This is a genomic window from Maribacter sp. 6B07 (genome assembly GCF_002700155.1).
Classification (GTDB): Bacteria; Bacteroidota; Bacteroidia; order Flavobacteriales; family Flavobacteriaceae; genus Maribacter; species Maribacter dokdonensis.
Map to the genome: position 1 here is coordinate 2,002,228 of NZ_PDUT01000001.1, position 26,499 is coordinate 2,028,726.

At 37.2% G+C, this 26,499-nt stretch carries 19 protein-coding genes; 10 read left to right on the top strand and 9 right to left on the bottom strand.

The genetic code is table 11. The features are described from left to right. The first annotated feature begins 2 nt into the window (after positions 1-2). The 4 genes from CSC80_RS08465 to CSC80_RS08480 all read left to right on the top strand — a co-directional run bounded on the left by CSC80_RS08465 (position 3) and on the right by CSC80_RS08480 (position 2,169). The gene (locus tag CSC80_RS08465; protein ID WP_058104966.1) at positions 3-242 is read left to right on the top strand and encodes a NifU family protein; all 240 of its coding nucleotides are present in this window, start codon (positions 3-5) and stop codon (positions 240-242) included. A gap of 72 nt (positions 243-314) precedes the next feature. Beyond that, positions 315-1,373 carry an NAD(P)/FAD-dependent oxidoreductase gene (locus tag CSC80_RS08470; RefSeq protein WP_099191018.1) on the top strand — a complete coding sequence of 353 codons (1,059 nt, stop codon included), beginning with the start codon at positions 315-317 and terminating at the stop codon, positions 1,371-1,373. A 51-nt stretch (positions 1,374-1,424) separates the two neighbouring features. After that, entirely contained in the window at positions 1,425-1,772 is a 348-nt protein-coding gene (locus CSC80_RS08475) for a four helix bundle protein (protein ID WP_058104968.1), read from the top strand. A 64-nt stretch (positions 1,773-1,836) separates the two neighbouring features. After that, a complete protein-coding gene (locus CSC80_RS08480; RefSeq protein ID WP_074670196.1) occupies positions 1,837-2,169 on the top strand; it encodes a 2Fe-2S iron-sulfur cluster-binding protein in 333 nt (110 codons plus the stop codon). Positions 2,170-2,576: 407 nt separating this feature from the next. Here CSC80_RS08480 and CSC80_RS08485 read toward each other — a convergent pair whose 3' ends face one another. Then, entirely contained in the window at positions 2,577-4,316 is a 1,740-nt protein-coding gene (locus tag CSC80_RS08485; RefSeq protein WP_099191020.1) for an ABC transporter ATP-binding protein, read from the bottom strand. Positions 4,317-4,501: 185 nt separating this feature from the next. Between CSC80_RS08485 and CSC80_RS08490 the strand changes: the two genes are divergently transcribed. From CSC80_RS08490 to CSC80_RS08505, 4 genes are read left to right on the top strand one after another with little or no spacing between them, the layout of a single operon-like run. Further along, complete coding sequence (locus CSC80_RS08490; RefSeq protein WP_099191022.1) at positions 4,502-5,545, top strand: TPM domain-containing protein; 1,044 nt, start codon at positions 4,502-4,504, stop codon at positions 5,543-5,545. 48 nt (positions 5,546-5,593) lie between these two features. After that, on the top strand, positions 5,594-7,774 hold the full coding sequence (locus tag CSC80_RS08495; RefSeq protein ID WP_099191024.1) for an acylase: 2,181 nt from the start codon (positions 5,594-5,596) through the stop codon (positions 7,772-7,774). A 57-nt stretch (positions 7,775-7,831) separates the two neighbouring features. Further along, positions 7,832-8,719, top strand: a complete 888-nt coding sequence (locus CSC80_RS08500; protein WP_074670185.1) for an ABC transporter ATP-binding protein — start codon at positions 7,832-7,834, stop codon at positions 8,717-8,719. Between the two features lie 32 nt (positions 8,720-8,751). Continuing rightward, positions 8,752-12,390, top strand: a complete 3,639-nt coding sequence (locus tag CSC80_RS08505; protein ID WP_099191026.1) for a M1 family aminopeptidase — start codon at positions 8,752-8,754, stop codon at positions 12,388-12,390. A gap of 31 nt (positions 12,391-12,421) precedes the next feature. On the opposite strand, the gene CSC80_RS08510 is transcribed toward CSC80_RS08505, so the two are convergent. The 7 genes from CSC80_RS08510 to CSC80_RS08540 form a co-directional block, all read right to left on the bottom strand. Next, on the bottom strand, positions 12,422-13,069 hold the full coding sequence (locus CSC80_RS08510; protein WP_058104974.1) for a hypothetical protein: 648 nt from the start codon (positions 13,067-13,069) through the stop codon (positions 12,422-12,424). Positions 13,070-13,176: 107 nt separating this feature from the next. Further along, entirely contained in the window at positions 13,177-14,241 is a 1,065-nt protein-coding gene (locus CSC80_RS08515; protein ID WP_099191464.1) for a membrane dipeptidase, read from the bottom strand. A gap of 2 nt (positions 14,242-14,243) precedes the next feature. Further along, a complete protein-coding gene (locus tag CSC80_RS08520) occupies positions 14,244-15,356 on the bottom strand; it encodes a D-TA family PLP-dependent enzyme (RefSeq protein ID WP_099191029.1) in 1,113 nt (370 codons plus the stop codon). Between the two features lie 5 nt (positions 15,357-15,361). Continuing rightward, positions 15,362-15,829, bottom strand: a complete 468-nt coding sequence (locus CSC80_RS08525) for a RidA family protein (protein WP_099191031.1) — start codon at positions 15,827-15,829, stop codon at positions 15,362-15,364. A 10-nt stretch (positions 15,830-15,839) separates the two neighbouring features. Continuing rightward, positions 15,840-17,156 carry a gluconate:H+ symporter gene (locus tag CSC80_RS08530; protein ID WP_058104978.1) on the bottom strand — a complete coding sequence of 439 codons (1,317 nt, stop codon included), beginning with the start codon at positions 17,154-17,156 and terminating at the stop codon, positions 15,840-15,842. A 97-nt stretch (positions 17,157-17,253) separates the two neighbouring features. Continuing rightward, positions 17,254-17,949, bottom strand: coding sequence for an aquaporin Z (gene aqpZ, locus CSC80_RS08535; RefSeq protein WP_099191033.1), 696 nt, complete (start codon positions 17,947-17,949; stop codon positions 17,254-17,256). A gap of 174 nt (positions 17,950-18,123) precedes the next feature. Further along, positions 18,124-19,023 (bottom strand): metallophosphoesterase, encoded by a 900-nt coding sequence (locus CSC80_RS08540; protein WP_091608647.1) that lies wholly within the window; start codon positions 19,021-19,023, stop codon positions 18,124-18,126. A gap of 111 nt (positions 19,024-19,134) precedes the next feature. Here CSC80_RS08540 and CSC80_RS08545 point away from each other — a divergent pair, with 111 nt between their 5' ends. Continuing rightward, a complete protein-coding gene (locus CSC80_RS08545; RefSeq protein ID WP_099191035.1) occupies positions 19,135-21,507 on the top strand; it encodes a GAF domain-containing protein in 2,373 nt (790 codons plus the stop codon). On the opposite strand, the gene CSC80_RS08550 is transcribed toward CSC80_RS08545, so the two are convergent. Next, on the bottom strand, positions 21,496-22,713 hold the full coding sequence (locus CSC80_RS08550; RefSeq protein WP_099191037.1) for a Pycsar system effector family protein: 1,218 nt from the start codon (positions 22,711-22,713) through the stop codon (positions 21,496-21,498). The genes CSC80_RS08545 and CSC80_RS08550 overlap by 12 nt on opposite strands. Before the next feature lie 55 nt (positions 22,714-22,768). On the opposite strand from CSC80_RS08550, the gene CSC80_RS08555 reads away from it, so the two are divergent. Continuing rightward, complete coding sequence (locus CSC80_RS08555) at positions 22,769-26,491, top strand: metallophosphoesterase (protein ID WP_099191039.1); 3,723 nt, start codon at positions 22,769-22,771, stop codon at positions 26,489-26,491. The last annotated feature ends 8 nt before the right edge of the window (positions 26,492-26,499 follow it).

The window sequence follows — 26,499 nt, forward strand, 5'->3', positions numbered from 1 at the left end:
ATATGACTGCAACAGAGCTAAAAGTGAATGTGGAAAAAGCATTGGAAGAAATTAGACCTTTCTTACAGAGCGATGGTGGGGACATTAGTCTTATTTCTATTGAAGAAGAAACGGTTACAGTGCGTTTAGAAGGTGCTTGTGTTGGTTGCAGTGTCAATCAAATGACCTTAAAGAGCGGTGTGGAAATGACCATTAAGAAATACGCACCACAAATTCAAAATGTAATTAATATAGAAGCTTAGATCTTGATAATTGTCATGATATTTAATACAATAGAATGATAATTTTGAGAAATATTACAAACCATCTTAGTAATGATTAAGACCGATATATTAATAATTGGCGCGGGACCTACGGGTCTTTTTGCCGTTTTTGAAGCAGGACTCCTAAAACTTAAGTGCCATTTAATAGATGCCTTGCCACAGGCTGGTGGTCAGTGTGCAGAGATTTATCCAAAAAAACCTATTTATGATATTCCGGGCTTTCCAGAAGTTTTGGCGGGCGATTTGGTGGATAATCTTATGGAGCAGATCAAATCTTTTCAACCAGGTTTTACTTTGGGCGAACGAGCCGAAACTATTGAAAAGTTAGAAGATGGTAGTTTTGTGGTCACTACCAATAAGGGAACAAAGCATAATGCCCCGGTTATAGCCATTGCAGGTGGGTTAGGAAGTTTTGAACCTAGAAAACCTTTGTTGGATAATTTAGCAAAATTTGAAGATAACGGTGTTGCTTACATGATTAAGGATCCAGAAGTGTATCGTGATAAGAGAGTGGTTATTGCGGGTGGTGGAGACTCGGCATTGGACTGGAGCATATTTTTGGCAGATGTAGCTGCTCAGGTCACATTGGTGCACAGAAGAAATGAGTTTAGGGGCGCTTTGGATTCTGTGGAAAAGGTTCAGGAACTGAAGAATCAAGGCAAGCTTAATCTGATTACTCCCGCTGAAATTATTGCCTTAAATGGCGATGAAGCATTAGAATCTGTTCTAATCAGAAAAATATCAGATGCTAAGGAAGAGCTTGTTTTGGAGGTCGATGATTTTATTCCTTTATTCGGGCTATCTCCCAAATTAGGACCTATTGGGGACTGGGGATTGGAGATTGAAAAAAATGCCATAAAGGTTGATACCTTTGATTACCAAACCAATATTCCGGGTATATACGCCATTGGAGATGTCAATACCTATCCTGGTAAACTAAAATTGATACTTTGTGGTTTTCACGAAGCAACGCTAATGTGCCAAAGCGCCTTTCAAAAAATTCATCCAGATAAGAAGTACGTAATGAAATACACTACCGTAGGTGGAGTAAGCGGATTTGATGGAACAAAAAAAGAAGCGCCTAAAGCGGTGGTGAAAAAGATTGAATAAAGTAAGTGAATTAGTTCATTAGTTGATTAGTGAAATAGTGAATTAGTAAAGATGACTATACAACGATTTGAAGACCTAAAGGTTTGGCAGAAATCTCAGGATTTAGCGGTTCTTATCTATAAACAATTTAGGGATTTAAAAGACTTTGGTTTTAGGGATCAGATTACTAGGGCTTCAGTATCTATTTCTAATAACATAGCTGAAGGTTTTGAAAGAAGTTCTAATGCGGATTTTAAACGCTTTTTATATTTTTCTTTAGCTTCCAACAGTGAACTAAGATCCATGCTTTATCTTGCGCAAAGATTAGCATATGTAGAAAAAGAAATGGCACTAGAATTGATAAATGAAACTAATCAAGTATCAAAAATGTTATATGCCTTTATTAAATCAATGAAGTAATATATTTCACTAACCCACTAACCCACTAACCCACTAACCCACTAACCCACTAACCCACTAATTTATGACCGATATAAAAATTACAATAATAGACCGTGACGGAGTATCTCATGAAATTGATGCCCCAACAGACATGAATATGAACCTTATGGAAGTCGTACGTTCGTATGAACTGGCGCCAGAAGGAACCATAGGTATTTGTGGAGGTATGGCAATGTGTGCATCTTGTCAGTGTTATGTGGAATCTGACCACGAATTGCCGGAAATGAGCGATGACGAAGAAGCTATGTTGTCCGAAGCTTTTAATGTGAAAGATAATTCACGTTTAGGCTGTCAATTGCATATTTCTGAAGACATGGACGGACTCAAAGTAGAGTTGGCTCCAGAAGATCTATAAATCTCATTGCGAGAAAACGAGATGCAATCAGATAAACAAAGTAATCTGTTTGATTGATTCAAAGAGCTCGTAATAGTCTTGTGCTGGAAAATAAAAATTTATTTTCCAACAGCCAACAGCCAACAGTCAACAGTCAACAGCCAACAGCCAACAGCTATTAAGCGGATACGAGTTCCAAATAAACAGACAGCCACGCTTTGCTCGCTATGACGAAAAGATTATTGCTTACGTCATTGCGAGAAGCATTTCGCGACGAAGAAATCTGTTAAATTCGTGTTCCTAAGTTTTTCACTGCGCTAAATAACATTGTTTATTATTCGTACAACCAACAACCAACAACAATTTTCGAACTTGAACTTGTTTTTTGAATTTGAATTTGTATTTATTTTTTCTCCTAACTCCTAAAATTATATCCTAGCCTGATACGTAAACAGATTATGGTATCTGCCTTCTTTGGCAATCAGCTCTTCATGGGTTCCTTGTTCGGCAATACGTCCGTTTTCAATCACTAAAATCTGATTTGCTTTTCTGATAGTGCTTAAACGGTGCGCAATGACAAAAGTGGTTCTTCCTTTCGTTAGTTCAGCCAAACTCTTTTGAATTAAAGCTTCGCTTTCCGTATCAAGGTTAGAGGTGGCTTCATCTAAAATCAAGATTCTTGGATTTGCCAACACAGCTCTGGCAATGGCAATACGCTGGCGTTGACCACCAGATAATTTTACGCCACGTTCCCCTATAACGGTATTCAATCCATCTTCAAATCTATCTGTAAATTCATCTACGTACGCTGCTTTGATCGCTGCTTGTAATTCCTCTTCAGAAGCATTTGGTCTAGGGAAAAGAATATTCTCTCTAATAGTGCCTTCAAATAGAAAATCATCCTGTAAAACCACGCCTAAAAATTGTCTAAAACTGGTTAGGTCAACTTTTGAAAGGTCCGTGCCATCTATGGTGATCACTCCTGAATCCGGATTTAAAAAACTAGCCGCTAAACCTGCAATGGTAGACTTCCCGGATCCAGAACTACCCACAAGGGCAATAACATCACCAGATTTAGCTTCAAAGCTAATGTTGTGCAAGACATCTTTATCTTCCTCGTACGCAAAGCTTACGTCCTTAAAAGCCATATCTCCTTTTAATTGGGAAAGCACCATAGTTCTGTCCTTTTCGTCAGACTCTGAAACCTTGTTCATCAATTCTTCGGTACGATCTAAACCGGCCAAAGCTTCGGTTAGCTGGCTTCCAATATTGCTCATTTGTACAATGGGCGCTACCATTAGGGCAAGAAGAAAAGTAAACTCAAAATACTCGCCCGTAGTCAATTCGCCCTGCATCATTTGGTATCCACCATACCCCATCATAATCCCTGTAGTGGCCAATCCCAATAAAAAGGTAGAAGCACTGGTCATAAAAGCGGTAGCCGTTAAACTCTTTTTTACATTTTGGTATAGTTTGTCAACCCCTTCTTCAAAAACCTTACTTTCTTGCACCTCTGCGTTAAAGCCTTTAATAACGCGAATTCCACCAAGAGTTTCCGTTAATCTTCCTTTTACTTCTGCATTAATTTTACCACGCTCCCTAAAAACAGGTCTTATAATCTTAAATGCCTTTAGAGCAATGAATGCAAATAATATTAAGGGTACAAAAGTCAATAAGGTCATTATTGGGCTAATTCTCAATAACAATACAAGAGACACTACAGCGGTAATGGTACCACCAACAAGTTGTACGAGTCCGGTGCCAATTAAATTTCTAACCCCTTCCACATCGCTCATGATTCTAGAAACTAATGAGCCGGATTTGGTGTTGTCAAAAAATCGAATAGGTAATGAAAGTACTTGCTTTTGTACCTGTGCACGAAGCTCGGAAATCATGTATTGTGCCTGAATGCTAAGCACTTTGGTAAGTAGGAAAGACATGACCGCTTGTATCAAAAATGCAAAAATAACAACGGCAACCAATATTTTTAATAGGTCATAGTTTTTATTAGGGATGATATCATCTAAAAAGTATCGTAAAGAAACCGGTGCCACAAAACTAGCAGCTTTACTGATTACGATAAGCAATAAACCCAACAAAACCAGTTTTCTGCGTGGCCATATAATTGTTTTGAAAGCTGTTAGTATGCTTACTTTTTTTTCTGCCATAGGTGTTTGCTCTAACTAATTACTGTTTAATTATTCCATTGTCCGTTCGAGCGCAGTCGAGACCGATCGGCAATGAGTTGCAAGTTACTTCAATTCTAAAGTTTTACCGAATCTAGAATAGGTTTTGATATTGGCTAAGAGTATGGATAAAGGTTTTTATATTTGAGTATCCTGATTACCGACCGATGCTTAAAAAAACCATTTTTCTTTTTTTATTAGTTACTTTTTATACGAATGCACAAGAGCAATACTATGAATTGCGTGATTTCGTAACCGATAGTGCGGACATTTTCACAGCAAGTCAAACAGCAGATTTAAATCAGCGTTTGGTAGCGTTTGAGGAGAATACTACCAATCAACTAGTAATAGTCACGATAGATGAGTTGGGTTTTGATACCATTGAGTCTTATGCGAACGGACTGTTCAATCAAAATAAAATTGGACAAGAAGGAAAGGATAACGGATTACTGATTCTGTTTTCAGAATTGGACCGAGAAGTAAGAATAGAGGTAGGTTATGGGTTGGAACCGTACATTACAGATGCCGTTGCTTCAAGAATTATTAGAAATACGATGATTCCCAAATTTAAGGAGGAGGCATATTTTGATGGTGTTGATGAGGCTACTGATCAGCTTATAGCGTTTCTCAATAACCCTGAAGCTTTGGATGAGTTTAAACAAGAAATTGAAGATAAAAAACGGAAGGAAAGGCTTTATATGAACATTTTTCTTGGTGTTTTTCTGTCAATATTTATTGGGGTAGGTGGTTTTTTCTTTCTTAAAAGCTATAGAAATATTATAGAGGTTTTTAGAGGAATATTTATGGGTAAATTAGGCGTATTACCTGGTGTTTTTATGCTTTTAGGAGGTTCTATTTCTACTATTTTTGGTATGGTATTTATGGTGGTGCCTCTTTTTGTGGGGTATAGTATTTATACCGCAGACCAAGATCTTGCCATGCGAATTTTTGATCATCCTAAAGTTCTGTTGTGGTTATTACTACCGTTTTTTGGCATAGCTGCCATAATCGCTTTTTTTAAGCTTAAACTATCTGATAACGAAGGTTTCAGTATTTCGTGGCTAAAGAACGATAGAACATATTACAGAAAAACATTTTCTTCATCAGGTTCCCACTCTTTCGGTTCGGGCAGTAGCTCTTCAGGTGGTGGTAGTTCATTTTCTGGCGGTGGCGGAAGCTCAGGTGGTGGTGGAGCAAGCGGAAGTTGGTAAAATTCAAGTACTTTTATGTATCTCAAATATTCAAAATAAATAGTATCCATGAACAGAATAATTTACTTGTTAGCATTTGTCTTGGTTTTATCATGTAAGACAGAAAAACCAAAAAGCCCTGAAGTTGAAAAATGGGAAGCCCAAGCTGCTAATGTTGAAATAATAAGAGATAACTTTGGAGTCCCTCATATTTATGGTAAGACAGATGCCGATGCAGTGTTCGGGTTATTGTACGCCCAATGCGAAGATGATTTTAATCGCGTAGAGCAAAACTACATTTGGGCAACAGGTAGGTTGGCAGAAGTAGATGGCGAAGAGGCTTTGTATAGCGATTTGCGCGCAAAACTGTTCATGACAGAAGAAGAGGCTAAAGCGAATTATGATAAGAGTCCCGCTTGGTTAAAAGAGTTGTGTAATGCCTTTGCTAATGGAATTAATTACTACCTACATACGCACCCAGATGTAAAACCTAGATTGTTGACGCATTTTGAGCCATGGATGCCCATGTATTTTAGTGAAGGATCCATTGGTGGGGATATTGAGCGAATTTCAACTAAGAAGATTGCTGCCTTCTATGAAAGCGATATGGCATTACCAGAAATGGAATTGTTGCAATTAGAGAAGGAAAAAGAAGCCGAGGAGCCACAAGGTTCTAACGGTATTGCTATTTCAGGAAAGTTGACACAGTCCGGTAATCCGCTGTTATTGATCAATCCGCATACCTCGTTTTATTTTAGGGGGGAAGTTCATGTAGTTTCAGAGGAGGGATTAAATGCCTATGGTGCGGTAACTTGGGGTCAGTTTTTCGTTTATCAAGGTTTTAATGAAAAAACCGGATGGATGCATACATCCACTTATACCGATGTTATGGATGAATTTAAGGAGACAATAGTTAAGAACGATGATAATTTATTCTATCAATACGGAGAAGAACTACTACCGGTGCAATCATCTGAGATACTATTGAAATATTTGGATGGAGAGGAATTGAAAGAGAAAAAGTATCCTGCATACAGAACCCACCACGGACCAATAACCCATGTTGCAGATGGCCAATGGACGGCATCTGCCATGATGTGGGAACCGGTGAAAGCGTTAGAGCAATCATTCATCCGAACAAAACAAAACGGGTACAAAGGTTTTCGGGATATGATGGATATTCGTACCAATTCAAGTAACAATACAGTGTATGCAGATGCGGAAGGAAACATCGCTTATTTTCATGGTAATTACGTTCCAAAAAGAGATGTTCAATTTAATTATACAAAACCGGTAGATGGTAGCAACCCTAAAACAGATTGGCAAGGTTTGCATACGGTAGATGAGAATATTCTAGTATTAAATCCAGAGAACGGTTGGATTCAGAATTGTAATTCTACTCCGTTTACATCAGCACTAGAATTTAGTCCAAAGAAGGAAGACTACCCGTATTACATGTCTAGAGATCAAGAGAACTTTAGAGGCGTTCATGCCATAGAATTATTGAAAGACAGAAAAGGGTACACCATTGATAGTCTTATTCAGTTAGCGCATGATCCGTATTTACCGGCATTCAAAGCTTTGATACCTGGCTTGGTAAAAGCTTATAATTCTCATAACGATAAGAATCCGAAATTAAAAGAGCCGATTAAGATGCTTGAGGAATGGGACTATACAACGGGAGAAGATCAAGTAGCCATGACATTGGCACATTTTTATGGTACCGCAATAGGCAAACATGCAAACCAACCAAAAGGAATAAGTGATATGGAGCGCATGATTTATTTTGGGAACAACACAGAAGCCGTATTGCCCATTTTTGAAGAAGTAATCAACCAAATTGAGTCAGATTTTGGTACATGGAAAATGCCATGGGGAGAAGTAAATAGATATCAGCGAACTACAGGAGATATCGTACAGCATTTTGATGATGCTAAACCAAGTATTCCAATAGGGTTTGCTTCCGGTAGGTGGGGAGCCTTGGCGGCATACGGTGCGCGATACACCACCGAAGGCGCAAAAAAGATATACGGTACAAGGGGCAACAGTTTTGCAGCAGTGGTTGAATTTGGTGAAACCGTTAAAGCCAAAAGTATTTTGGCAGGTGGGCAAAGTGGTGATCCTGATTCTCCATATTTTAATGACCAAATTGAGAGGTACAGAAATATAGATTGGAAAGAAGTACCTTTTTATAAGAAAGATGTTTTAAAAAGGGCAGAAGAAACTTACAGGCCCGGTGAAAGAAATTAGTATATTTAGGTAATAATCAGTGTGTTAATAAAATTGACACTAAATACCTAACTGTACATGGAGCTAAAAATTGAAAACCTGAGTAAAACGTATTCTAATGGAGTACATGCTTTAAAGAATATTACTTTAACAATTCCACAAGGTATGTTTGGTCTTTTAGGACCAAATGGTGCCGGTAAATCTTCTCTAATGCGTACCATGGCTACGCTGCAACAACCAGACTCTGGGAGTATTACCATGGGGGATATAGATATTTTAAATGATACGGACAGGGTTAGGGAAGTTTTGGGTTATTTACCACAAGAGTTTGGGGTGTACCCAAAAGTGACTTCTTATAAAATGTTAGATCATATAGCTTCATTGAAAGGTGTTTCAAATAAGGGAGAACGGAAAGATTTAGTAGAGGCACTTTTAAACAAAACCAATCTTTGGCATGTACGTAACAAGAGTTTGGGTACATATTCTGGTGGAATGAAACAGCGTTTTGGTATCGCTCAAGCTTTAATTGGATCTCCTAAATTAATAATAGTGGATGAACCTACTGCCGGTTTGGACCCAGCGGAACGTGTGCGTTTTCATAATTTGTTGAGTGAAATTGGGGAAAATACCATTATAATTCTTTCAACCCATATAGTTGAAGATGTGGCTAATTTGTGTAAGAACATGGCAATTATTTGTCTTGGCGAGGTTGTGGCTCAAGGCAACCCGACAGAGATAACTTCTAGGATACAAGGTAAAATCTGGAAAAAAATGATTGATAAAAAAGATCTTGATGCCTATAAAGCGGAACACCAGGTTATTTCAACTCATTTAAAAGCAGGTAGAACTATTATCCATGTTTATAGTGAAATGAGGCCAAATGAAACTTTTGAAACAAGCCCTGCGAATTTGGAAGATGTTTATTTCACAGAAATTACAGCTAGATCAAACGCTGTTACCGTATAGATTTTCTTTCCATCCACCTAAAGCCAACTATCATGTTTACTGAAATATTCTTATTTGAATTAAATTATCGTTTAAAACGTCCTGCAACTTGGGCCTATTTTGGAATACTTTTTTTATATGGAATGATTATTTCCATTGGAGGTTTCGAAGGGGGGTCGGAGAAAGTGTTTTTAAATGCGCCAACCAATATAGCTTCAACTTTGAATGTCGTCAGTATTTTCGGAATTATGTTGGCAAGTGCCATTATGGGCGTTCCAATTTATCGAGATATAGAACATGGTACACAGAATTATTTATTCAGTTATCCTATAAGTGAGAAAGGATATGTTTCGGGTAGGTTTGCGGGGTCAATGCTAACACTATTTTTAGTAAGTTTAGGGTTGATTTTGGGCTTCATAATTGGTTACGCCATAGGTCCTTATGCAGGTTTTGAACCGGCAGAGCGTTATGCTGATTTTAATTTCTGGCACTATTTACAGCCTTCTCTGGTTTTTTATTGGTCTAATTTTTTCTTTTCAGGTTGTATTTTCTTTGCCTTGGTTGCTTTGACCAAACGTATTATGTTAGCTTATGCCGGTGGTGCAATATTGTTCATTGTTTATTTAGTGACCTTAACGCTTACTCAGGATATCGAAAATAAGGAGTTGGTAAGTCTATTAGATCCTTTTGGCTTTGGAGCATTGAATAATACTATACAATACTGGACTCCAGAAGAGCAAAATACCTTAACGGTACCTTTTAAGGATACTGTAATGTGGAATAGAATATTATGGGTGGGCATAGGTCTTTTAATCTGTTTGTTTACAGTTTTTAGATTTGATTTTCAACGATTTTTAACTGAGAAGCTAGGTTCTAAAAAGAAAGTGGCAGGTGAGGTAGATGGTTCATCAGCTGCAGTTCTAACAAAAATACCGGTAGTTTCTCAGGTTTTTAGTAGGTCTCATAACGTGAAAATGCTAGGTAATTTGGCATGGATGGAATTTAGAAATATAACTAAGGATTTATTTTTTAAGGCTATTTTAATTGCGGCCGTTGGATTCCTGTTTTTTGATGGATGGTTTGGTAACCCAACCTACGGTACACCAATGTTGCCCATGACCTACTATATGTTAGAGATTAAAGATTATAACTATGTAGTACTCATTTTTATACTTATTGTTTTTATGACAGGTGAGGTTTTACATAGGGAGCGTAGTGTAAAATACGATCAAATATACGGTGCCCTACCATTACCTAATTGGGTAGTCTACGGTTCTAAGTTTCTGGCCTTGGTTTTTATTTGTTTTGTATTGGTAAATATGATTTTAGTAAGTGGATTGCTAAATCAAATATTACAGGGGTACTACAATTTTCAGTTTGATATGTATTTTACCGACCTCTACTTAATAGAATTTCCCAAATATATTTCTTATGTTATGTTAGCTTTCTTTGTACATGCCGTAATTGCCAAAAAGTTTTTAGGTCATGTTATTACCATAGCTATCTGGGCAGCGTTATTTGCTATTAGTAGTCTGGCGGATATTGATTATAATATGTATTTGTATGGTTATGCACCGGGCTATACCATTTCAGATATGAATGGATTCGGCCATTTCTTATCCGGACAAAATTGGTTTCGTTTGTATTGGTTAGGTTTTGGTTTTGTGTTGGCGATAGTTGGATTATTGTTTTGGAAAAGAGGAACTGATTCTGGGATAAAGCCCAGATGGAAAGAGGCAAGACACCGTTTTGGCTTAAAGGAGAAGGCGGCTATGATTGCTGGGGTACTGGTTTGTGCTGGTGCAGGATGGTATGTTCATTATAATGTTAGTGAATTAAATTCTTATAGAACAGTAAAACAAGGAAGGGAATTAGCTGCCAATTATGAGAAAGATATTAGTAAATACAACTACATAAATCAACCAAAATTTACGGACGTAAAGGTAGAGGTAGATTTAGTTCCTGAAGAAAGATACGCAACAATGTCCGGTACATTCATTATGGTGAATAAAGGAGAAACACCTATAGATTCGTTACACTTAAACTGGGGCGATAATCAATTGCTGCATACTGAATTATTAAGGTTTTCTGTAGGAGATATTGACTTAAAAGAGGGTAAAGTATATAGCAAATCCAATTATAAACTTTATAAATTACCAAATACAATGATGCCTGGTGATACCTTGGTCATGAATCTTGCAATAAAACGTGGTTATAAGGGTTTCCCAAATGAGGGTTCTGGGTCGGATATTGTCTATAACGGTACATTTTTGAACAATGATTTTTTTCCGACTTTCGGCTATAATTTACAATACGAGCTTACAAGCGATAAGTATAGAAAAGAATACGATTTGCCGGTAAAGGAATATACGGCTCCTCCTCAAAATGATAAATGGGGATTACGTAATTTATTATTCAATGATGATGCAGACTACGTAACTTTCGAAGGTACTGTGAGTACGGCTCCTGACCAGATTGCCATAATGCCCGGTTATTTGCAAAAAGAATGGGAAGAAAATGGCAGAAAATATTACCATTATAAAATGGAAGGCGAAATGGATTATTTTTTTAATGTTTCCTCTGCACGCTATGATATTTACAAAGAAGATTGGACAGGTGAAAATGGGGAAAAAGTTGTAATTGAGATATTTCATCATCCAGATCACCCTTATAATGTTAAACGATTTGCAAAAGCTGTTCGCCATTCTTTAGACTATTTCTCAGAAAATTACGGACCATATCAATATCGTCAGATGCGAATAATTGAATTTCCAAGATACCAGTCTTTTGCCCAGTCTTTTCCAAATACGGTACCCTATGCCGAAAGTTTTGGATGGACCGGAGATTTTAGTGATCCGGAAGATTTGGATTATGCTTATATGGTTACATCTCATGAAGTAGCACACCAATGGTGGGGTCATCAAATTACACCCTCTGCCACACGTGGAGCTAATCAAATTTCAGAATCTATGGCAGAATATTCATCGCTTATGGTCATGAAAAAAGAATATGGCGTAGATGCAATGCAAGATTTTTTGAAAAGAGAATTGGATAGTTATTTGCGAGGTCGTGCCGGTGAAAATAAATTTGAAAAAACCTTATTGGACAATGACACTCAAGCCTATGTTTGGTATAGAAAAGGGGGATCTGTTTTATATGCTTTACAAGATTACATAGGTGAAAATCAGCTCAATTTAGGGTTTAAGAAGTTTATAGATAGTGCGGCATTTAGACCTCATGCACCTTTTGCTACGTCAAACGAATGGTACGGCTATATCAAAGAGGTTACTCCAGATTCTTTACAGTATTTTTTAGAGGATAGCTTTGAAAAAATTACCTTATATACAAATAAGGTCAATGAAGCAACGTTTAAAAAATTAGATAATGATTCCTATGAAATTAAGCTTACCGTAGAAAGTGAAAAGAACTATTATGACGGTAACGGTAAAGATTTAGGAGCTCCTGATCAACCAAATTTATTGGATATTGCAGTATTTCAAAATGACACCATTATAAACGGTAAAACAAAAAAAGTTCCACTTATTCTAGAGAAAAAATGGATTAAGCCTGGTACGAGTACTTTTACGTTTATCACCAGTAAAAAACCGTTTAAAGCTGGTATAGACCCGTATAATAAAATGATTGATAGAATTCCCGATGATAATTTAATTAGTCTGGAAGAAATAGAATAATAGAAAAAACAAAATAATACTTTAAAGCACTTTACATAGATTCTTTGGTAACGATTAATGTAGCCTTAGAACCTGCGGACAACAACCATTTGTTGGAGTAAATCAATTCTCCTTTATCGTTATATACATCAACCTGAGCAGTATTCGGTGCAGATGACCCATGGTTAAGTGCTTCAAAATCTAAGCGGTTAAAACCATCTTGTAAGTCTACATTGATTCCTTTGAACGCTCCGGTTAATAGCAGGTTTTGTTCCACGACCATATCGTTCATATAAATCTTAACACGGTCTCCATCTACATATTCATGGTCCCTGCAAACAATACCAATAAATTTTCCGCTACTTTTTACATCCCCAAGATATTGATCAGGAAAATATTGACCAGATCCATTTAAGCGTTCTCCAGGAGCTACTTTTGGGTCAATTTTCATACCGGTTCCTGCTTGTACCAATTCTTCATCGGGTAACATTTTTACAGGGTTCTTGCTGTTCATGTCTAGACTTGGCTGTTCTTTGATCAATGAGGGCATTTTAAGAACGGGGCTAGCGGTTCCACTAGAATTTATAGGGTTTGCTTTCTCAATTTTCAATGGTTTGGCAGTAGGTAAATCTGTTTGTGCAGAAACCTGTGCCATGGAAAGGGAGAACAAAACAATAAAAAGATAATAAAGGTTTCTCATCTAAACTTTACATTGGGTGAAATAAAGATAACAAATACCCTGCCATGGGCACTTAAGGCGACGTTAAAATAAGTATAGGATAGTGTTTTTTCGATAAACGAACTATTCTATTTCAAATTTTCCCTTAAGAACGAAATAAAATTTCCGTTCATTATTTTCTCAATGTCTTGAGGTGAATAACCTCTGTTTTCCAATAAATGAACACATTTTTGCAAATCTGCAATGGTATCTACATCGGCAGGACCTTGTTCTTTTCCAAATCCGCCATCTAGGTCAGAACCTATACCTACATGATTGGCATTACCTGCAAGTTGACAAATATGGTCAATATTATCGAGCATTTGCTGTAGACTTACGCCTGCAGATTGCGGTGTAGAAACCCCTCTTTCCCAATTTGGAACCATCATCCAAGCATCAAGCACAACACCTATAATACCTTTACGCGCTATAATTTCCTTGATTTGTTCATCTGTAAACTGCCTATGGTGGTTAACTAGGGCCCTGCAATTATTATGGCTGGTCCAAAGAGGGCCGTCATAATTTACCATGGTTTCCCAAAAACTGATATCACATAAATGGGTTACATCTAAGATTATTCCTAAACGTTGAATTTCCTTTAATAAATTTCTTCCCTTGGTACCAATACCACCAGATGAGTTGGTGCCATGGGCGTATGTGCCAGGACCGTAATGTGCAGGTCCAATGGCACGTAACCCCTGATCATATGAACGTTGTAGGTATGAAACGTCTATGATAGAATCTGCACCTTCTAAACTTAATAAATACCCAATAGGTTTCTTTTCTTTATCGGTTTTCCAAAGTTCTAGGTGCGCATCAAGTTGAGTTTTGTTGGTGATTTGAACCATTTCTTTAGCATCTTCCATGCTTTTGTACCATGCCAACTGCCCTTGTGTTTGCGCCCAAGCCTGTTGAGGTGACTTCCATCCCGGTAATGCATTGTCTTTATGGACATAACGGGCAATTTGCGTTGCCACGCAGAGCCCGATATTACCTTTTCGCATAGCATCTAACGATACTGTATTGTTACCTCTATCTGGTTTATCGGTCATGCCTTGCTCACCTTTTCTAATATCTTCAACAGACCAGGTAAGGTCGCGGTTCCACTCCATGGCGTTCATGGACAAGTCTAAATGGGCATCGAAAATGAACATACTTATATCATAGATTTTTGGGTTCTTGCAGTTACCGGCCAATGATCTATAACTTTATTATCCTTAACAACCGTTAGGGTATCGTATTTGGCTACGGTAGGGCAAATATGTTTAGGAACTGCGTAATGCACATCCCCTACCTCAGGTATGGTAAGGTCGTCATACTCAACGACCAAATGCTCTTCTGACTGACTAATTTGCTTACTGTGCTTTAGGTCTAAAAAAGCTATTCTGGGAAAAGGCATTTCAGGTGCTAAGGATTTATGACCAAGGTCAAAACAAAGAATTCCCGTAGTTGGTTTACTTAGAATACGTGTCATTAGTACAGCTGCCGGTAAAAAATGCATCTCAGGGAAGAGATTGCCATAACCGGCATCCCAAAGTAAAGTAGTGCCCGGGCTGGTCTCCACACCATCTCGTTTACAGTGAAAGGGAAAAGTCGGTGAGCCACCGGCCACTATTTTGGGACTTGGTATGTCAAGTTTCTCAATGTTGGCTTTTAAGCTCAATACAGGTTCAAATGCTGTATTGCATTCTGCCTCACGAATAGTGGGATCTGTATGGCGTAAGTGACCATCATACACATGTAAGCCTTCGGCAATTAAATGCTCATGTTCGCTTAACTCTCGATATAGGGCCAATGCCTTTTGATCAGGAGCTATACCCGTTCTGTTCATGCCGCTATTAATATCTATCCACAGCGGAATTTTAATGTTGTTGGCTTTAGCAAGGTCACCTAAAAGTTGTAAAGATTTAGAGTTGTCAACAAGAGTGGAAAACTTGGTATTGCCGTATGCTTTTATAAGTTCAACAAAACGTTTGGTATTAGGTCCTATCGGTTGCATGGCCAACAGTACATCTTTTGCCTTGCAATTACCAAGTAATTCGGCTTCTGCAATGGTAGCGCATTTAAATTTTTGAATACCGGCATCCATTTGCATAACAATGATATTGGCGTTTTTGTATGTTTTTACATGCGGACGCAAGAGATTTACATCGCCCCTCATAGAAATCATTAATTCAATATTATGTTGAATTCTATTGGGATAGATCAATAGGGACGGAGAAATTACGTCTTCCGGATGGGTCAATGAATACCAATTGTTGTCTTCCATATCTTTTAATGATGTAGTTCAAAATGTGCCTCTATCTCTACAGGAATACCGCCAGGTAAAATCATACCAACCGCACTACGAACACCCACACCGTTATCAGGTCCAAAAATCTCTGCCATAAGTTCGCTGAAACCATTAATGACCAAAGGTTGTTGCCCAAAATCTGGGGTAGAGTTGACCATGCCCAAGGTTTTTACGATTCTTTTTATTTTGTCAATGTCGCCAAAATGGGTTTGTATGGTAGATAGCATGGTCAATGCAACTTGCCTTGCTGCAATTTTAGCCTCTTCCATTGTCATATCATGACCGGCTCTACCTACTATTAGTGAGCCGTCATTTTGCATTGGTCCTTGCCCTGAAATGTAAAGAAAATGATCCACCACCAAAACGGGTTTGTATAATCCTGCCGGAGGTGGGGCAGGGGGTAATATAAGTCCTAATTCCTTAATCCTTTCTGAAGGTTTCTTTTGCATATTTAATTGTTTAAATGAACATATTTATTATTAGAACACCTACTAGTCCCATAACACCTACGGTGGTTTCCATAACTGTCCAGCTTTTTAAAGTGTCGTTTACGGATAGGTTGAAGTATTCTTTGAATAACCAAAAACCACTATCGTTTACATGGGACAACATTAAACTGCCCGATCCAATGGCTAGCACCATTAATTCTGGGCTAACTCCGGTACCTTGCACCAATGGTAATACAATACCTGCAGCCGTTAAGCCAGCGACAGTGGCAGAACCCACGCAAACGCGAATTACGGTAGCGATCAGCCATGCTAAAATTAAAGGAGATATAGATGACTGTTCTAAAATACCCCCAATATATTTACTTACGCCACTATCTATCAATACTTGCTTTAAGGCACCAGAACCTGCAATAATCAAAAGTACCATGGTAATACCCGTAATGGCACTGCCAATAGAGTCCATAACTTCTTTCATACTTTTACCGCGACCCAAACCTAAAGTATAGATTGCTACCAAAACTGCAATAAGCATGGCAATGGCAGGGTTGCCCATAAAAACCAAAATCTTGGTGAGAAAGAAATCCGCCGGTAGCAAAAGTTGGGCTAGTGCGGCAATGGCAATAAGAATTACTGGTAAAAGTGCGCTGATAATACTGTTTGCCATGCTTGGCATTTCTTCCTCTTTTAGGATGATGGGGTTTAGAAATTCCTTTAAGGGTGTTGCATTAATGTTTTTTAAAGTTCTTGAAAAGATAGGACCGGCAACAATAATTGCAGGTATTGCAACTATAATACCGTATAACAGTGTTTTGCCAATATCAGCATTGAACATGGACGCCAGTGCAGTTGGAGCAGGATGCGGAGGTAAATATCCATGGGTGACAGACAGCGATGCCAGCATGGGTAGACCTACATAAAGTAGTGGTAAGCCGGTGGCTGCTGCAATAGTGAATACCAATGGAACTAGGATTACGAAACCTACGGAATAAAACATGGGTATACCTACAATGAAGCCGGTTAAGACAACGGCCCATTGAATGTTCTTTTTACCAAATTTTTCTACTAAATGGGTGGTGATTCGTTGAGCGGCACCACTGTCGGCAACTAATTTGCCCAACATGGCACCAAGTCCTAAGATAATAACGAGAAATCCTAAAATATTACCAATACCTTTTTGAATGGAATCTACGACACTGATAGGTTCCATGCCTTCGGCAATACCCACAAAAAGTGATACGATGATAAATGTGATAAAAGCATTGAGTTTAAATTTTGCAATGAGAATGAATAGGAGTAAGATTCCTAAAATAACAATGAATAATGGCATATTAAAAATGAGTTAGTTAAGTTGATCATCTAAATATACCATAAAAAAAAAGCTCATCATATATTATCTAATTATGATGAGTTTAAACATTGTAATTCTATAATTTATCAGTCATCTCGGGTGAGATGGTCTTATAGATCAATCCCGCTAAAATGGCTCCGATCATTGGCGCCAACCAAAATAGCCAAAGTTGATCTAGCGCCCAGTCACCAACAAATAATGCCTGACTGGTACTTCTTGCAGGATTTACAGATGTATTGGTAACAGGAATACTAATTAGGTGAATTAAGGTTAGACAAAGCCCTATAGCCAACCCGGCAAAACCTCGTGGTGCCTTGGTGTAAGTAGATCCCAGTATGACGAATAAGAAAATAAAGGTCATCACAAGTTCTATAGTAAAAGCTGATGTTAAATCATACCCTCCAGGTGAATGTTCATTATACCCGTTAGAAGCAAATCCACCAAGTTCAAAACCAGCTTTGCCGGAGGCAATTAGAAATAGAATGGCTGCTCCGGCAATACCGCCCATTACTTGAGCTACGATGTAAGGAAAAACGTCTTTACCTTCAAAACGACCACCTACCCAAACACCCATAGTTACGGCGGGGTTTAAATGACAACCGGAAATATGACCAATGGCGTAGGCCATAGTTACCACGGTTAAACCGAAGGCCAAGGAGACCCCAACAAAACCGATTCCTAATTCTGGATATCCTGCGGCAAGTACGGCACTACCACACCCACCTAAAACTAACCATAAAGTGCCTATAAATTCTGCAATAAACTTTTTCATTTTCTTAAGGTTTAATTGATTGTATGTATTTAGAAACCAAAAGTTTAATGAAGTCACAATTTTTTATGAGTTTTATTGTGATATAATAGCTAATTATATAGTTTTTACTGAGTTTATTGTAATTATAAATAGTATGGTGTACTTATATTAAAACACATTGCATAAAATTATGCATCAAGTGTTTTCCACATAATCTTTTAGTTTTTGCGGTCCTTCCAACAGTATTCTAACCACGCGTAATGTACCGTCATCAGTGGTATTAATTTGCCATTTGATTAGGGAAATAGATCCTTTTTCAATTTCTATTCCGGTAATACTTCTTGGGTGAACGCAGCTACCATCGTTAAAGAGAGGTATATCTCCAGGCTCTGGAAAACGAGGTCTGTGGGTATGACCTACAACAGTAACTTTTAATCTGTTCTTTAAAATCCATCTTTTAATACGGCGCTCTACTTTTATGAGTTCAGTGTAGTTTTTTGCGGGTGAAGTAGGGTCTGCTATGCCCCATACTTGTAGGGGTTTCCACAGTACCCTTACCAAAAATCTGCCCCAGCGCCAAAAAGTGTAATTCCACCAATCTGCTTGGTGACCATGGGTAAGAAAAACTTCTTGTTGGGTTTCTTTATGTTTTAGTATAAGTGCTTCATGGTATTTTATGCCCTCAAATAGTGATTTATCTTTATCATCTATAGGTTCAAAATAGCTAGATAAATGCTTTTTTACGTAAGCTTCATCCTTGTAGACCATATCATGATTTCCCCAAATCATGTGAAGTCTTTGTTCTAAATGAAATTGCTTCAATAATTTAAAAACATTTTTATGGGCTTCAAAAATAGATTCAAAATGAATGTTCTCCCAAAGCTCATCTCCATCACCTAGTTCACAGTAATCAAAACCTTCTGAATAATAGAATTTTAAGGCGTGGTAGTAAATGTTTCTATTGTTTGCAAAATCGTCTGCAAAACTGTTATCGCCCCTATGACAGTCGCTAAATAGAATAAATTTTGAAGTGTCGTCAAACGGAATAGTTTTAGCGTTTTCATAAGCTCTATTAAGTCTGTTTTCCGATGACATACTGTAGTTTTCGCTAAATATCCGAAAATCCCGTTAACCATAATGCTATAGTTGGTCAAAAAATAGGGTTGGTTTTGTAACTTTACACAAAATTAGTAGACTAACCAGAACATGGGAAAGCACGATAGAATGAAAATGCCGTTTAAGCACCTCATAAGTTTTGAAAAGCTTCTTACGAAGTACGATGAACATTTGAAAGGTGACGACCCTTTTTTGGCAGCTACCGCCGAGCGTATTTTGGCTGTGGAAAAAGGATTTCCTGAATTGAGGAATGGTTTTTCTGATTTTTCTTTATTGGAGAAAAATAAAGACTTGATCGATCGTATTTTACAAGATACGTTTACAGAGGCTTTGAGCAGTAATGAAATAAAGGTAGCTACCTTGCCCTACCAAGATGTTATTATAAAATCATCCAAACGTTTTCAAAGTATAATTCATGAAGCCGGTGACGGTTATGAACCCGAAATAAGAAACGTTGGGGATGATATGGATTATATCATGAGCTGTGTGGTAGTATTAAATTACTATTATGGTTATAAGCTAGATTTTAGTAGACCATATTTTTATGATATTCCAGATGCCAACGGCGTAATGCGTCACTATCGTATTTTATATAATGCAGATTTTATTGATGTTATCCCTACGGACAAGGCAAAGGAAGTAACCCAAGAAGATGTAGACGAGTTATTGGCAAACCCAACTGATATTAAGCTTTGGAAGGAGAAGATTCCGCCAGAAAGTTTTATTTCTAAAGGATTTGTAATTGCCAATTTGTTCGATGTTACCATGGAGCAGGCAATTTCAAATATTAAGTCGAAATTAATCTCAAAGGACACTTTACAACCTGTAAAGTTTATGAATGATTTGCAGGAGACCTTTAAATCATTCTTTCGTTTACCTAATATTAAAGTAGGTTTTGCTTCTTTTGATGCCAAAAAAGATCAGTTTGAAGAAGTTGCAGGTATTGGTTTTGATAGCTTTCTTTTAAGGGGTAGACATGCAATTGACTGTAAAGTAGCATTGTGTGAAGAATCTTATCATAAACTAATAGATTTCAACTCTTATTTTACCATTACGGATATGGATCGTATGGTGGGGCAATCTGGTGAAATGCAGCCATATAAAGGGCTACAGGATCAAGGAGTGCAAAGTGCCATATTTGCGCCAATAGCATATGAAGGTAAGTTATTGGGTATTTTAGAAATAGTTTCTCAGAAAAAAGGAGTGCTCAATGGGGTTAACGCACAAAAGTTAGATGATGTAATGCCGTTCATTGTTTCTGCCGTAGTACGTACCAAGAACGAAGAGAACAATAGAATAGATGCCATTATTCAAAATGAATGTACTTCTGTTCATTCTTCGGTGTATTGGAGGTTTCAGGAAGAGGCCAAAAGGTTTATGCAAGATGAAATAGAAGGTAGATCACCTTCTTTTAAGGAAATTGTTTTTAAAGATGTATACCCATTATTTGGGCAAATAGATATAAAGGATTCTTCCCAAGCAAGGAATTTGGCAATACAAAGAGATTTGATGATACAGCTTTCTGAAATAGATAGTGTATTGAATATTGCTTTGAAAAAATGGAATTTACCTATTTATGAAGAGTTGATCTTTAGGGTAAATAATCACTTGGATAGTATTAAGGAAATGCTCTACACCAATAGTGAACAAGCTATTTTCGATTTTGTTCAAGATGAAATTTCACCGGTTTTTGAACATCTTAAAAAAGCGGATAAGGAGATAGAAAATCATATACTGGTATATGAGTCCAAAATAGATATGGGTACCGGGTCTTATTATGATCATAGAAAAAATTACGATGAAAGCGTAACCTTGGTCAATAAAACCTTATCGTCGGTTATTGATAAAAGACAGGAAAGTGCCCAAAATATGTTTCCACATTACTATGAGCGTTATAAGACAGATGGTGTGGAGCATAATATGTACATTGGATCTTCTATTTCAGAGAGTAAAGAGTACAATCCGTTATACTTAAATAATTTAAGATTATGGCAATTACAGGTAATGTGCGAAATGGAAAATGCACATTACTCGTTAAAACCCAAATTACCTGTACCGTTGGATGCGGCATCATTAATATTGGTATATAACACATCTTTATCTATTCGTTTTAGAATGGATGAAAAACAATTTGATGTAGATGGCACGTACAATGCCCGTTATGAGGTAATTAAAAAGAGAATAGATAAATCTTACATTAAGGGTACAGAGCAAAGATTGACCCAAAAAGGAGTATTGTCAATTGTGTATTCACAGAAAAAAGATGAGCTAGAATATTTAAGGTATATCAAATTCTTGAAATCTAAAGGATACTTTACCAATCAAATAGAAATTGTTGAGTTAGAAGGTCTTCAAGGCGTGTCTGGTTTAAAGGCAATACGTGCTCAAATTTTATATAAAAGAGAGCAAGAACCAGAAAAAACCTATACTTACCAGGATTTAATGGATGCTTTAAAAGAATAGTACCTGGCTTAATAATTCAAGTTTACGATCCGGACCAAAGAATTTAAATGAAACGGCAAATGCTATGACCGAAAGGATCATGCCGATCATGAATATGGTATATGTCCATCGTAAAAGAGCGTATTTTCTATTTAATACAATTCCAAGAAAGTAAAGATCTTTGGTCAGAGAGGTATAAATGTAATCTTTGTCCTTTAGCATTTCTTGTATGGCCCATTCATACTCGCTCAGTGCCATTTTATGAAAATTACCGAAAAATAACAGGTTTACATTTTTGTTTTTTACATCGTCTTTAGTGAATTCGCCACTAGTAACGTTAGGTCTTGTTGCCAATACTGCCAAAATCATAGATACCACACTAAAGAATACAAAGATTACGGTAGGGTAGATTAAGTAATCGTTAGATGGGTTATCCAATTTTGGAATTAGATTGGAGAGCGCCAAAGAAATTATTATGGCATTGACCGATAATAAAATATTGGCTTTGGTATCTGCAATATCGCTAAGGGTAATATGGTTTTTTAAGGTAACCCTATAGAGTGTTTGAATGCCACGATCAGGACTTTCGCTCTTAAATTGCGCTTTTAGTCGTTCTTTCTTTGCTAGTTTTTTCTGTGACTTTTTGTCCTTAACTAGCTTTCTTAAATTCTTGTCTTTTTTTTCCAGCCAATTCTCCTTGGCGTAATCCGTATAGAATTGATGGTCAGTTCTAAATACTTGAATATTTAGGTCTAACCATTCTTTTTGAGAGTAATTTTTTAAGCCAAGTAATTTAAGTTCTTCGCGCAAAAGGTCAGACGTTTCAAGATAACTGCTTTGTGCAAAATGAGAAGAATCCGCATCGCGAATAATCATGTCCATTTCATTACTTGGGGTTGCATTCCATTTAGTAGCAAGAATACAGGACTTCACTTTTGCAATTAATTCTTTTGCATAACCTACTTTTGACAGAAACTCTTCGGCAATTTCACAACTACTTTCTTCGTGGTTTTTAGTACCTTTTGTGTAACCAGTATCGTGTAGCCAAGCTACTAACAGCAAAATTTCCTGATCCTGATCCGATAGAGAACAAGATTCAAGTAATTGTTTAGTACTTTTAACGACTCTTTGTGTATGTCTTAGATTGTGATATAAAAACTTATGATCCAATTGATTGGTTAGTAAGTCTGTTACAAATTGTTGTGTGTTATCTAAGATGTCTGACATGAAAATTGAATAATAATAACCCAAATTACGAAAATTTAAAGAGGGCAAGGCTACTATGAAAAAGATTTATGCATATCTATCGGTTTTTATATTTATTACAAGTTGTGCAACCTATAGTACAAAATATGTAGATGATAAATATGCTGTAGATGTTGATAGTTCTAAAGAAGTTTCACATACATTTTATTTAATTGGTGATGCAGGTTTGTCTCCTATTGGGGGTATGAATCCTGCACTCAAAATTTTCAAAAATAAGTTGGATAAGGCAGAGAAGAACAGTACTGCCATATTTTTGGGTGATAATATTTATCCTGCCGGGCTACCGGATCCAAAAGATTCTACACAAGCCTATATAGAGGCAAAAAATCATTTAGATGCCCAAATAAAAACTTTGGAGAATTTTAAGGGCAGGCCACTTTTTATTCCTGGTAATCATGATTGGTACACTGAAGGTTTAATTGGTCTGGAACGGGAAGAAAATTATATAAAAAGAGCTTTAAAAGAGAAGGAAAAAGACCCTTTTTTACCTGAGAACGGTTGCCCAATAGATGTCATAGAAATTGGGGAAGATGTTGCCATCATTACAATAGATACAGAATGGTACTTGACCAATTGGGACAAACGCCCCGATATTAATAATAAATGCGAGATCAAGAGTAGGGACAAGTTTTTTCTGGAATTGGAAGATGCCATAAAAGATTATAGAGATCGCACCACGGTAATAGCCATGCACCATCCATCAAACAGTTATGGCGAGCATGGAGGGCAGTATTCGTTAAGAAAACAATTCTATCCAAAAAAAATGGCAGTGCCGGTACCTGTTTTAGGCACTTTTATTAATGTATTAAGAACTACATCTGGCGCATCCATTGAAGATGTAAATAACAAGCGTTATAGAGAATTGATGAAAAGGGTAACGACCTTGGCACAATATTCCGATCGGGTAATATTCGCATCAGGACATGAACACACATTACAGTATATCCTTGAAAATAATACGCCGCAAATTGTTAGTGGTTCAGGTGCAAAAGAAGGTTTTACAAAGTTGCTGAACGGTTCTCAGTTCAGTACGGGGAAAATGGGTTATGCTACTTTAGAAGTATATAAAGATGGGTCGTCAAGAGTTAGATTTTATGGTGTTGGCGAAAACAATAATGAAGAATTTTTGTTTACAAATGAAGTGTTGCCACCTACGCAAGTAACGTTTGAAGCTGAACTTTCAGTCAGTTTCCCAGATTCTGTAGAGGCGTCCGTATACACAGATAATGAGATTGAAAAAAGTAGGTTTTATAAAGGAATTTGGGGTGAACGCTATCGTAAGTATTATGGGACAAAGGTAAAGGTGCCTACAGTACGTTTAGATTCCCTTATGGGTGGTCTAGAACCTGTTAAGAAAGGCGGAGGTCATCAATCTAAATCACTTCGTCTTCGCGCAAAGGATGGTAGGGAGTATGTCATGCGAGCTTTAAAAAAGAGCGCCGAGCTATACTTGCAGTCCATGGCTTTTCAAGATCAGTATGTATTGGATGATTTAAAGGAGACCTATACCCAAGAACTTTTGCAGGATTTTTATACAGGCTCACACCCGTATGCTCCTTTTACCACAGCGCAATTATCAGATGCTGTTGGTATATACCATACAAATCCTGTATTGTATTATGTGCCAAAACAGCCGGCTTTAAAGGAGTATAATGATTCTTTTGGAGATGAATTGTATATGATTGAGGAACACACTGGAGATGGTCATGGAGATTTGGCAAGCTTTGGATATTCAAATGATTTAAAGAGTACTGATGGAATGCTAGAAGACTTGCGTGATGATGAAAAGTATGAAGTGGACAAGGATCTTTATTTAAGAGCTCGGCTTTTTGATATGGTGTTAGGTGATTGGGACAGGCATGTTGATCAGTGGAGATGGGCAGAGTTTAAAGACGATAAAAAGGATAAGGTAGTATATAGACCTGTACCTAGGGATCGTGACCAAGTATACTCCAAAATGGGCGATGGTGCTTTAATGAATATTGCCACGCGTATAATACCAGGTTTAAGGTTAATGGAAGGTTTTAATGAAGAAATTAGAAGTGTAAAGGGCTTTAACTCTTCTCCTATGACCTATGTTTTGGATCTTACCTTGTTAGGAGAAACAGAAAAAAGTCAATGGTTAGCTCAGGCAAAATACTTGCAAGAGAATTTAAAGGAAAGTGATATTGATGAGGCGTTTAAAGCTTTTCCGGAAGAGGTAAGGGATGAAACGGTCAATGAAATTAAGCAAACACTTTTGGCACGCCTAAGCCACATTCAAGAAACGGCAAATGAATACTACAAGATTTTAAATAAGTATGCTGTTGTAGCGGGTACCGACAAAGATGATTGGTTTGAAATCAATAGACTTAATGATAAGGAAACTGAGGTAAAGGTTTTTAGAAATATAGGAGATAAGAAAAAACGTCTTTTTTATTATAAGATTTTTTCAAGTGATGATACCAAAGAACTTTGGGTGTTTGGTTTGGATGACGATGATATTTTTGAGGTTAAGAATCCTTCCAATTTTACGGGAGTAAAGGTGAGGATTATTGGGGGGCACAACAATGATATATATCGAGTGGATAATGGTAAGAACGTGGCATTGTATGATTTTAAGAGCAAGAAAAACACGTTTGAAAAGACAAGTGGGGCAAAAGTTAAATTATCAGATGACTATGAACTAAATACCTATCAACCACTTAAATTGAGAAATAGTTTCAATCAAATTATACCTACTATAGGTTTTAATCCAGATGATGGGGTTAGAATAGGTTTCTTAAATACATACACCTATAATGGGTTTAGACAAAATCCTTTTACGCAACAACATACCATAGGTGCATCTTATTATTTTGCCACAAGCGGTTTTGACGTAAAATATCAGGGAGAATTTGCCCATGTTTTTGAGAATTGGAACGCAGAATTGAAAGCCCGTTTTACAAGTCCTAATTTTGCGGTGAATTTCTTTGGTTTTGGTAACGATACAGAAAATTTTGATGATGACTTAGGGTTGGATTTTAATAGGGTAAAACTTAGGCAAATAGACTTTTCACCATCATTGGTTTGGAGAGGACAGTTGGGCGCTAAGGTGAAACTGGGGTTGTCCTATGAGAACATTAGTGTAGAAGAAACCAATGATAGGTTCATAAACACTTTTTATCAACAAAATGGAGAAGAAACCAATAGTGATTTTGTTGGAGCTCATGCCACTTATACTTACGAAAACAGGGATAATGAAGCATTCCCAACCTTAGGAATGGGAACTTCGTTAGAAGCAGGGTATAAAGAAAATCTTTCTAAAGAAGGAGGTAGTTTTGGGTATATAATACCAAGCTTAAGTTTTGATTATAAATTAATACCAAGCGGAAGGCTGGTGCTTGCTACAAAATGGAAGGCACATTTTAACTTAGGTGATGAATACGAATTTTACCAAGCTGCTAGTATAGGTGGAGTTGATGGTCTTCGTGGTTTTAGAAATCAGCGTTTTACAGGAAAAACTTCCTACTATCAAAATACGGATATTAGATTTAGTCTTGCTAAAAAACGCACAAGACTACTACCTACTGCAATGGGGCTTTTTGGTGGTTTTGATTATGGAAGGGTGTGGATGCCTGAAATGAGTTCTGGTCGTTGGCATACCTCTTATGGTGGCGGTTTTTTCTTAAATGCATCAGATATTATCTCGGTGAATACGGCAATATTTGCTAGTGAAGACGGACCAAGATTTACTTTTGGATTAGGTTTCGGTTTTTAGAAAAGTAT

Coding starts and splice junctions, on each gene's coding strand:
- CSC80_RS08465 (WP_058104966.1), top strand. CDS start 3: ATGACTGCAACAGAGCTAAAAGTGAATGTGGAAAAAGCATTGGAAGAA.
- CSC80_RS08470 (WP_099191018.1), top strand. CDS start 315: ATGATTAAGACCGATATATTAATAATTGGCGCGGGACCTACGGGTCTT.
- CSC80_RS08475 (WP_058104968.1), top strand. CDS start 1,425: ATGACTATACAACGATTTGAAGACCTAAAGGTTTGGCAGAAATCTCAG.
- CSC80_RS08480 (WP_074670196.1), top strand. CDS start 1,837: ATGACCGATATAAAAATTACAATAATAGACCGTGACGGAGTATCTCAT.
- CSC80_RS08485 (WP_099191020.1), bottom strand. CDS start 4,316: ATGGCAGAAAAAAAAGTAAGCATACTAACAGCTTTCAAAACAATTATA.
- CSC80_RS08490 (WP_099191022.1), top strand. CDS start 4,502: ATGCTTAAAAAAACCATTTTTCTTTTTTTATTAGTTACTTTTTATACG.
- CSC80_RS08495 (WP_099191024.1), top strand. CDS start 5,594: ATGAACAGAATAATTTACTTGTTAGCATTTGTCTTGGTTTTATCATGT.
- CSC80_RS08500 (WP_074670185.1), top strand. CDS start 7,832: ATGGAGCTAAAAATTGAAAACCTGAGTAAAACGTATTCTAATGGAGTA.
- CSC80_RS08505 (WP_099191026.1), top strand. CDS start 8,752: ATGTTTACTGAAATATTCTTATTTGAATTAAATTATCGTTTAAAACGT.
- CSC80_RS08510 (WP_058104974.1), bottom strand. CDS start 13,069: ATGAGAAACCTTTATTATCTTTTTATTGTTTTGTTCTCCCTTTCCATG.
- CSC80_RS08515 (WP_099191464.1), bottom strand. CDS start 14,241: ATGTTCATTTTCGATGCCCATTTAGACTTGTCCATGAACGCCATGGAG.
- CSC80_RS08520 (WP_099191029.1), bottom strand. CDS start 15,356: ATGGAAGACAACAATTGGTATTCATTGACCCATCCGGAAGACGTAATT.
- CSC80_RS08525 (WP_099191031.1), bottom strand. CDS start 15,829: ATGCAAAAGAAACCTTCAGAAAGGATTAAGGAATTAGGACTTATATTA.
- CSC80_RS08530 (WP_058104978.1), bottom strand. CDS start 17,156: ATGCCATTATTCATTGTTATTTTAGGAATCTTACTCCTATTCATTCTC.
- aqpZ (WP_099191033.1), bottom strand. CDS start 17,949: ATGAAAAAGTTTATTGCAGAATTTATAGGCACTTTATGGTTAGTTTTA.
- CSC80_RS08540 (WP_091608647.1), bottom strand. CDS start 19,023: ATGTCATCGGAAAACAGACTTAATAGAGCTTATGAAAACGCTAAAACT.
- CSC80_RS08545 (WP_099191035.1), top strand. CDS start 19,135: ATGGGAAAGCACGATAGAATGAAAATGCCGTTTAAGCACCTCATAAGT.
- CSC80_RS08550 (WP_099191037.1), bottom strand. CDS start 22,713: ATGTCAGACATCTTAGATAACACACAACAATTTGTAACAGACTTACTA.
- CSC80_RS08555 (WP_099191039.1), top strand. CDS start 22,769: ATGAAAAAGATTTATGCATATCTATCGGTTTTTATATTTATTACAAGT.